Consider the following 8087-nt stretch of genomic DNA (forward strand, 5'->3'; position numbering starts at 1 on the left):
GACGCCGCTGCAGAGCGTGCGTTCCTGGCCGGAGACCACCCGCGCTTCTAGACCACAACGTCAGCTGCCCCATCGGAGAGATCCGGTGGGGCAGTTTTGTGTGTCCGTACAAGCAGGCGCGAGGCGGAAAATGGAACGCAAAAATGAGGAAGAGCGATCAGCTCTTCCTCATTTCACAGTCTGCGCGGTGGCAGTGCGCGGTCAACGCCGCCAGTCGTCGTAGTCGTCCTCTCGCGCATGCCCTTCCCTATCGGAAGTCTGGTCCGATCGGACACTGCTCCGATGCGAGTTGGTCGATCCACCTGCGAGCTCTCTTTGCAGGCTGTCGAAATCCGTGGTCGGTACGCTGTATTTCAATTCGCGTGCAACCTTGGTCTGCTTTGCCTTAGCCCGGCCGCGGCCCATGGCTGACCCCCTCGCGCTTTCGCGGGGCGGCCTGGGGAATTTGGCGGCCCCGTTTGAGTGTGTAAGTTTCCTGACACACACTCTAGCGTGGAAAAGTCGCTTCCGCTTCCACGAAGGCCTCACCGCCGTGTCTGATTGCTCTCACTATGGCCGCGAGCTGCCAGGATGCTGAAAGAACTCGTCAGAACTTTGTGAGAACTGCTCAGAAGTTTCCGGGAATTGCGCGAATCGTCCCCACTCGGGCGTCGCCGCCGAAGACCGGAGCGGATGCGAGAGCCGCCAACTCCTCGGTCCACTCGGTGTTCATCCGCTTGAGCAGAGCTGCCGCCAAGGGCAGGAGCGCCCGCTCGTGACCGTCGTCGATCTTGAGGGCGAAAGCGGAACCGTCGGGAAGCGCTCCGGCGTAGATGCCGTCGTATCCGGTCTTGGAGAACAGACCCGGCACGGCGGACATCAGGCGCTGATCGTTGCGGCCGGTGCCCGAGACGAGGAAGGGGTTCTCGCGGACCGCGTCGGCCACAGCTCGTTCGGGTGAGTCGGGCTCAGCCGAGGGCAGGCGTCCGAATGCCCGAGCCAGGTTCGTGAGCGAGAGCGGCACGATCGGGAGACCACAACCGTCGATGCCGAGTTCCTGCTCTTCCTCGCCGCTGAGATCGAAGATCGTCTCCTGGATCGCGAGTTGGAGGGGATGAGTCGGCTCCATGTACGTCTCGAGCGGCCAGTCGTTCACGACGCACGTGGCGAGCATCGCGGAGTGCTTGCCCGAGCAGGTCATGTAGATCGGGCTGGGAAGCTCGCCCGCTGCGATCAGTTCGGCTCGGGCCAGTTCGTTGCCCGGCAGATCGGAGGGGCACTGCAACTGGTCGACACCGAGTTGGTAGCGAGCGAGAAGCGCTGCGACCAGTTCGATGTGATCGGCCTCGCCCGCATGTGAGGACGACGCGACGGCCAGCTCTTCCGGGCTGGTGGGTGCAAAGCCGTTACGAAGCGCAGCGACGGCTTGCAGCGGCTTGTTCGCCGAGCGCGGGTAGATGGGTGTGTGAATTTCCCCGAGTCCGACAACGACCTCGCCGTCGGCGCCGAGAATGACGGCCGATCCGCGATGCACGCATTCGCGGAATCCGGAGCGGACCACTTCCACCAATTCGATACTCACGAGTGCACCTGCGCTTCTGCGTGTTCGATGAACCTCTGGACGCGCGCGGTGACGTTCGGTGCAAGGTCGGTGTGTTCTGCGAGCAGCCGTCGAAGCCGCTCAGGGTCCGTTCCGGCGAAGACCTCTCGAACAGTCACTCCGTGATCCGGTACGTGGACTCGGGTGACCGAATCGCCCGCGGCGATCGTGCCGGTCCGGTTGACGCGAAGGTAGGCGCCGACGTCGGTCCGCTCGGTGAATCTTTTGACCCAGCCCTTTTCCGCGGCCCAGATGCCGAAGGTGCCGCACGGGACGCGGGGCGCGGTCACCTCGAGTTCGAGAACGTCCGACGCCTCGGCTCCGGTGATGTGCCAACGCTCGCCGATCACGGCGTCCGTGACGAGCATCCCGCTGATGTGAAGATTCTCGCCGAACCATCCGGGGCCGAGAGGTCGGCCCAATTCGTCCGACCAGCGCTGCGCTTCGTCGCGCTGATACGCGTAGACAGCTTGGAAGGCGCCGCCGTGGAACTCGGTGTCGCAGACGTAGTCGCCACCCAGACCGAGTCGGCCGACCGCGACGCGGCCGTCGACGGGACGCTTGTCGATCGCGGTACGGGGGACTCGCCTGACGCCACTGTCACGTTCGGTGTGGACGACGCAGACCGCGTCGACCATGCCCGTCACTTTCCGCGCAATCGGTTGACAGCCTCACGTCCGGCCTGGGGTGCGTCGTCCGCCACGATCGAATCCGGATCGATGGACGCAGCGCTGGGGCCGGCCATCAGTTCGGTGTCGACCGGGATGTTGCGCTTGATCAGAGCGAGTGCGATGGGGCCGAGCTCGTGATGATTGACGACGGTCCCGACGCGTCCGACGGCCCGTCCGCCCGCCGTGATCGGGTCACCCGGTTCCGGGACGGCTTCGGCGCTGCCGTCGAGGTGCAACATGACGAGATGGCGCGGGGGCTTGCCGAGATTGTGAACTCGGGCGACGGTTTCCTGACCGCGGTAGCACCCCTTGTCGAGGTGGACGGCGCCGTGCTCGGCCGGCCCACCGATCCAGTGGACCTCGTGCGGGATGGTCCGTTCGTCGGTGTCCAGTCCGAGGCGAGGCCTCGTCGCTTCGACGCGCAGTGCCTCGAAGGCCCAACTGCCGGCGGGCTTGGCGCCGGAATCGGTCAGCCTGGTCCACCACGCTGCCAGTTGCTCACGTGGGACGAGAAGGTCGAAAGAGTTCTCGGTAGGCCACGGCATGCGGCGGACAAATCCGCCGTCGGCCAAGGCGTGAGCGTCGTAGGCCTCGGTGGGTGTCTGAACCTCGAGTGCGGCGAGGACAGTTGACGCTTCGGGTCCGATCAGGCTCAGGACCGCGAGTTCGTTGCCGTCTCGAGGTTCGGCCTTGGACCAGAACACCATCTTCTTCAAGAAGGAGAGAAGGTCGGGTCCGCGGTTCGCCTCGGTGTCGATCCAGGTGACACCTGCCAGGTCCGTCTGCACGAAGTGGTGCTCGACGCGTCCGTTGACGTCCAGGCTCAAGTTCTCGGCACTCTTGCCGTCGGGGAGCGCGGCGATGTGCTGGCTCGAAATCGTGTGCAGCCACGTGAGGCGTTCGTCGCCGGGAATGGCGATCACGAATCTGTGACTGCGGTCGACCACCACTGCTGCGCGCTGCGCGGTTCGCTGTTCGCCGAGAGGATCGCCGTAGTGCCACGCGACACCGATGTCGGCCGAACCGTCCGGTGCGGTGACCGCGCCGGGGGAAGTCAGAAGTGGGCTGTTGGGCACAAGAGCGTTGTCGACCACGAGACCAGTCTAGGAGTGTGGGCGGGATCGCGGTTACAGGGCGGCCCCGGCGGCTTGGCGGATCGTTAGGGTTGATGGCATGCCTGATCGCGTATTGGTGACTCTCGACCATGAGGTGCTCGATGCTGACGCACCGTTTCTGCACGCCGACGACCTGGCGGTGGTGCGCGGCGACGGAGTCTTCGAGACGCTGTTGGTACGCGACGGCCGCGCCCGGGTGGTCGAGGGACACCTGAGTCGACTGGTTCTGAGCGCGCGGGCACTCGGTCTGCCCGCTCCCGTTCTCGATGATTGGCGTCTGGCGATCGAGATGGCTGCCGAGGAGTGGGGGACCGAGAAGGAAGGCGCTCTTCGTCTTGTTCTGACCCGCGGCCGTGAGAGCGGTGACAAGCCGACAGCCTTCGTGATGGTCGGTCCGGTGGCCGATCGGGTCAGACAGGTCCGCGAATCGGGGTTGTCGGTGATGACTCTCGAGCGAGGTTTCTCTGTCGATCTCTCTGCCCGGGCACCCTGGCAGCTACTGGGCGCGAAGACGTTGTCGTACGCAACCAACATGGCAGCGCTTCGATATGCGGCGAATTTGGGTGCTGACGATGTGATCTTCGTCAGTTCCGAGGGCAATGTGTTGGAGGGGCCACGCTCGACGGTGGTGATCGTTCGGGACAGGACTTTGATCACACCGCCTCCCGCACAGGGCATTTTGATGGGCACTACGCAGCGCGCCCTGTTCGACGTTGCCGGCAGTGCTCGCTTCGATTGCCGATACGAAACCCTCCGACCTGCGGATTTGATTGCGGCCGACGGAGTGTGGATGGTTTCGAGCGTCACGCTGGCCGCACGCGTCCATACACTCGACGGGCTCACATTGCCAGAGCCGAAGGTCTCCGGGGAATTCGCGGAATTGGTTGAACGTGCAATTGATTCGGATTCAGCAGGGCGATAGGCGAATAGGAATCGCGACAGGTCTCTACTACATTTGGTAGTAGCAAAGTCCTGCGGTCCAAACCGGACAGCAGTACCGTGTCCGCAGGGGCCGAGCGACTGCCCGCGTCTCGAACCCCGAAGCCTGTCCCAGGGCCCTACTCTCGGAGTAGCCAATGGATACTTTGGACGTCTCCAGGTGGCAGTTCGGTATCACTACCGTCTACCACTTCATCCTTGTTCCGCTGACCATCGGACTTGCGCCGATGATCGCGATCATGCAGACGATGTGGGTGGTCACCAAAAAGGACCACTGGTATCGGCTCACCAAGTTCTTCGGCAAGCTTTTCCTCATCAACTTCGCACTCGGTGTAGCCACCGGCATCGTGCAGGAGTTCCAGTTCGGCATGAACTGGAGCGAGTACTCGCGATTCGTCGGTGACGTCTTCGGAGCTCCGCTCGCATTGGAAGGCCTTGTCGCCTTCTTCATGGAGTCCGTCTTCATCGGACTCTGGATCTTCGGTTGGGGCAGGCTGCCCAAACTTGTACACCTGGCGTGCATTTGGCTCGTGGCGATCGGCGTCAACGCGTCGGCGTTCTTCATCATCGCGGCCAACTCGTTCATGCAGCATCCGGTCGGTGCGACGTACAACCCTGAAACGGGTCGTGCCGAGCTCACCAGTATCTGGGAGCTGTTGACCAACAACACCGCTCTTGCTGCCTTCCCGCACGCGGTTGCCGGCGCCTTCCTGACGGCGGCGACGTTTGTTGCCGGCATCAGTGGTTGGTGGATGGTGCGGAACATGCGCCGCGCCAAGCAGGCTGAGGCCGCCGAAGCCGAGCGCCTCGAGTCCGACGCGCGCACGATGTACCGCCCTGCAACACGATTCGCCTTGCTCGTCATGATCGTGGCCGGAATCGGCATCATCTACACCGGTGACGTCCAAGGCAAGCTCATGTTCCAGCAGCAGCCGATGAAGATGGCGTCGGCGGAATCGCTGTGCGACACCGAGATGGATCCGGACTTCTCGATCCTCACTATCGGCACTCACAACAACTGTGACAGCGTGACGCACGTTCTGAAGGTGCCGTTCGTTCTTCCATGGTTGGCCGAGGGCAAGTTCACCGGCGTCGAACTGCAAGGCGTGAACCAACTGCAGGAGCAGGCGGAGCAGGACTTCGGACCGGGTAACTACCGACCGAATCTCTTTGTCACGTACTGGTCTTTCCGCGCCATGATCGGCCTCGCCGCCGGTTCGGCAGCACTGGCTCTCGCGGGACTGTGGGTCACTCGTAAGGGGCGGGTCCCGGACCAGAAGTGGTTCGGAATCCTCAGCCTGGTCGCGATCCCCACTCCGTTCATGGCGAACAGCGCCGGCTGGATCTTCACCGAGATGGGCCGTCAGCCCTGGGTGGTGCATCCCAACCCGACCGGCGTCGACATGATCAGACTCACTGTCGACCAAGGTGTTTCGGACCACGCGTCGGCTACCGTCTGGGCTTCGCTGATCACCTTCACCCTGCTGTACGGAGCGCTGGGAGTCGTCTGGTTCAAGCTGATCGTGCGGTACGCGAAGGAAGGCCCGTTGGAGCACGACATGCATCCGCCGGGCGATACAGATCATGATGAGCCGGAAGATCCGGACAAGCCCAAACAACTGTCGTTCGCGTACTAGGAGGCGATCATGGGACTTCAAGAAGTATGGTTCGTGCTCGTCGCAGTACTGTTCATCGGGTACTTCGTCCTCGAAGGGTTCGACTTCGGTGTCGGGATGCTCATGCCGATCGTCGGCAGAGGCAGTGACCTCCCGGCCGATACGCGTCGACGGGTGGCGCTCAACACGATCGGCCCGGTGTGGGACGGCAACGAAGTGTGGCTGATCACCGCCGGTGGCGCGATGTTCGCGGCATTCCCGGAGTGGTACGCGACGTTGTTCTCCGGGTTCTATCTACCGTTGCTGATCATCCTGGTGGCCTTGATCGTTCGTATCTGTGCCATCGAATGGCGAAGCAAGATCGACGACGACAAATGGCGTCAGCGTTGCGACTGGGGCATCATCTTCGGCTCCTGGGTCCCGGCAGTTCTCTGGGGCGTGGCTTTCGCGAACATCGTTCGGGGCGTGGCGATCAACGCCGACAAGCAGGTCGAGTCGGGATTCTTCGATCTGCTCAATCCGTACGCGCTGCTCGGCGGTCTGACCACCGCGCTGGTGTTCGCTCTCCACGGCGCAGTGTTCCTGGCACTCAAGAGTGCCGACGAGGTTCGTGAAGACGCAGTGAAAATTGCCGCACGACTGGCAATTCCGGCTATTCCGGTCGCCGGCGGATTCGTCCTCTGGACGCAACTCGCCTACGGCAAGGGATGGACGTGGATTCTGGTAGCTGCCGCTGCTGCGGCACTGATCGGCGTCGTCTTCCTGACGCGGGCCGAGCGCGAAGGCTGGGCCTTCGTTCTCACCTGTGTGGCCGTCATCGCCACCGTCGTGCTGCTGTTCGCCTCGCTGTTCCCGAACGTCATGCCGTCGACGCTGGATCCGGCGTACAGCCTGACCATCGAGAACGCGTCGTCGAGTCCGTACACGCTCAAGGTGATGACGTGGGCCGCGGCATTCATGACGCCGGTGGTGATCATCTACCAGGGCTGGACGTACTGGGTGTTCCGACAGCGCATCTCCTCCAAGCAGATTCCGGCGTCGATCGGTCTGCGATTCAAGGAGAAGACTTGGTAGTCACGAACCCTGAATCACGACACATTCGAAACACGAAAGAACTGACGGTCGAATTCACGTGACTATCGAAGTAGGCGACGCTCCCACCACTCGGGAGCGTCGCCGGGGGCCGATCGACCCGCGGCTGTGGCGACATTCCGCTTCTGCGCGCGGCTATCTGATCCTGACTGTTGCTCTGTCGATGGTGAACGTCGTGATGGTCATCGTCGCGGCGCTCATGATCGGCCGGGTGCTGGCCGGAGTGATCACCACTCGAACTGTGGATGTTTCCTCGTGGACAACCGAATTGGTTGTTCTCGCCGCAGCTGTGGCGGTCCGAGTTCTGGGGACCTGGCTGCAGACCAGGTATGCGCACCGGGCGTCGACTCGCGTCGTTGCCGAGATCAAGAACGGCGTGCTGACGTCGGCGACGGCGATGAGCCCTCGCGATCTGGATCCGCGGCGTGACGAGATCGCGACCGTGGTCACCCGCGGTGTCGACGGTCTCGGTCCGTACCTGACGGGATACCTTCCGGCCCTGGTCTTGTCGGTGACGCTGACACCCATCACCCTGATAGTCATTGCGGTGCAGGACATGACGTCTGCGGTCATCATCTTCGTGACGCTGCCGCTGATCCCCATCTTCATGATTCTGATCGGCCTGCTGACAAAGGGTAAGTCGGAGAAGACGCTGGCAGCGATGACCACGTTGTCTTCGCAACTGCTCGATCTCCTTGCCGGTTTGCCGACGCTACGAGCGCTCGGTCGTCAGCAAGGTCCTGCCGAGCGCGTCCGTGAACTCGGTGACGCCCATCGGCGAACGACGATGTCTGCCCTCCGCGTTGCCTTCCTGTCCTCGATGGTGCTGGAACTGCTCGCAACGCTCTGCGTCGCGTTGGTGGCCGTGAGTATCGGCTTGCGACTGGTGTACGGCGACATGTCACTCGAGCCGGGGATAGTCGCGTTGATCCTCGCCCCCGAGGTGTACCTGCCACTTCGGATGGTGGGAACCCAGTTCCACGCCGCCGAGGACGGAATGGCGGCAGCCGACAAGGCATTCGAGGTTATCGAGGCGGATTCTGCCGCGCCGGAGGGTGGTAGCACGACGGTGGTC

Annotated in this window: 8 protein-coding genes; 4 read left to right on the top strand and 4 right to left on the bottom strand. The window is 63.0% G+C overall.

The window, feature by feature from the left end; translation table 11 throughout:
• Positions 1–201 precede the first annotated feature (201 nt).
• The 4 genes from A2J01_RS35580 to ygfZ all read right to left on the bottom strand — a co-directional run bounded on the left by A2J01_RS35580 (position 202) and on the right by ygfZ (position 3344).
• Positions 202–405, bottom strand: coding sequence for a DUF3073 domain-containing protein (locus tag A2J01_RS35580; protein ID WP_003940337.1), 204 nt, complete (start codon positions 403–405; stop codon positions 202–204).
• 202 nt (positions 406–607) lie between these two features.
• Complete coding sequence (locus A2J01_RS34585) at positions 608–1561, bottom strand: asparaginase (RefSeq protein WP_003940365.1); 954 nt, start codon at positions 1559–1561, stop codon at positions 608–610.
• The gene (locus A2J01_RS34590) at positions 1558–2226 is read right to left on the bottom strand and encodes an MOSC domain-containing protein (protein ID WP_064114475.1); all 669 of its coding nucleotides are present in this window, start codon (positions 2224–2226) and stop codon (positions 1558–1560) included. Before A2J01_RS34590 ends, A2J01_RS34585 begins: the two co-directional genes overlap by 4 nt.
• Positions 2223–3344, bottom strand: coding sequence for a CAF17-like 4Fe-4S cluster assembly/insertion protein YgfZ (gene ygfZ / locus A2J01_RS34595; protein ID WP_042451405.1), 1122 nt, complete (start codon positions 3342–3344; stop codon positions 2223–2225). The genes A2J01_RS34590 and ygfZ overlap by 4 nt, the downstream gene beginning before the upstream one ends.
• A gap of 79 nt (positions 3345–3423) precedes the next feature.
• Between ygfZ and A2J01_RS34600 the strand changes: the two genes are divergently transcribed.
• The 4 genes from A2J01_RS34600 to A2J01_RS34615 all read left to right on the top strand — a co-directional run.
• Positions 3424–4287 (top strand): aminodeoxychorismate lyase, encoded by an 864-nt coding sequence (locus tag A2J01_RS34600; RefSeq protein WP_007733829.1) that lies wholly within the window; start codon positions 3424–3426, stop codon positions 4285–4287.
• Between the two features lie 154 nt (positions 4288–4441).
• Positions 4442–5941: a cytochrome ubiquinol oxidase subunit I gene (locus tag A2J01_RS34605; protein WP_042451401.1), complete on the top strand. Its 1500-nt coding sequence runs from the start codon at positions 4442–4444 to the stop codon at positions 5939–5941.
• A 9-nt stretch (positions 5942–5950) separates the two neighbouring features.
• Positions 5951–6994, top strand: a complete 1044-nt coding sequence (gene cydB, locus A2J01_RS34610) for a cytochrome d ubiquinol oxidase subunit II (RefSeq protein WP_003939727.1) — start codon at positions 5951–5953, stop codon at positions 6992–6994.
• Between the two features lie 58 nt (positions 6995–7052).
• The coding region (locus A2J01_RS34615) for an ABC transporter transmembrane domain-containing protein (RefSeq protein WP_269455354.1) at positions 7053–8087 on the top strand (1035 nt) is incomplete at its 3' end.

Source organism: Rhodococcus sp. EPR-134, assembly GCF_001647205.1.
In the GTDB taxonomy this organism is placed as follows: domain Bacteria; phylum Actinomycetota; class Actinomycetes; order Mycobacteriales; family Mycobacteriaceae; genus Rhodococcus_F; species Rhodococcus_F qingshengii.

Bases quoted from the DNA above. Each gene is read 5' to 3' on its own strand.
- A2J01_RS34605 (WP_042451401.1), top strand. From the start codon at position 4,442: ATGGATACTTTGGACGTCTCCAGGTGGCAGTTCGGTATCACTACCGTC.
- A2J01_RS34600 (WP_007733829.1), top strand. From the start codon at position 3,424: ATGCCTGATCGCGTATTGGTGACTCTCGACCATGAGGTGCTCGATGCT.
- A2J01_RS35580 (WP_003940337.1), bottom strand. From the start codon at position 405: ATGGGCCGCGGCCGGGCTAAGGCAAAGCAGACCAAGGTTGCACGCGAA.
- cydB (WP_003939727.1), top strand. From the start codon at position 5,951: ATGGGACTTCAAGAAGTATGGTTCGTGCTCGTCGCAGTACTGTTCATC.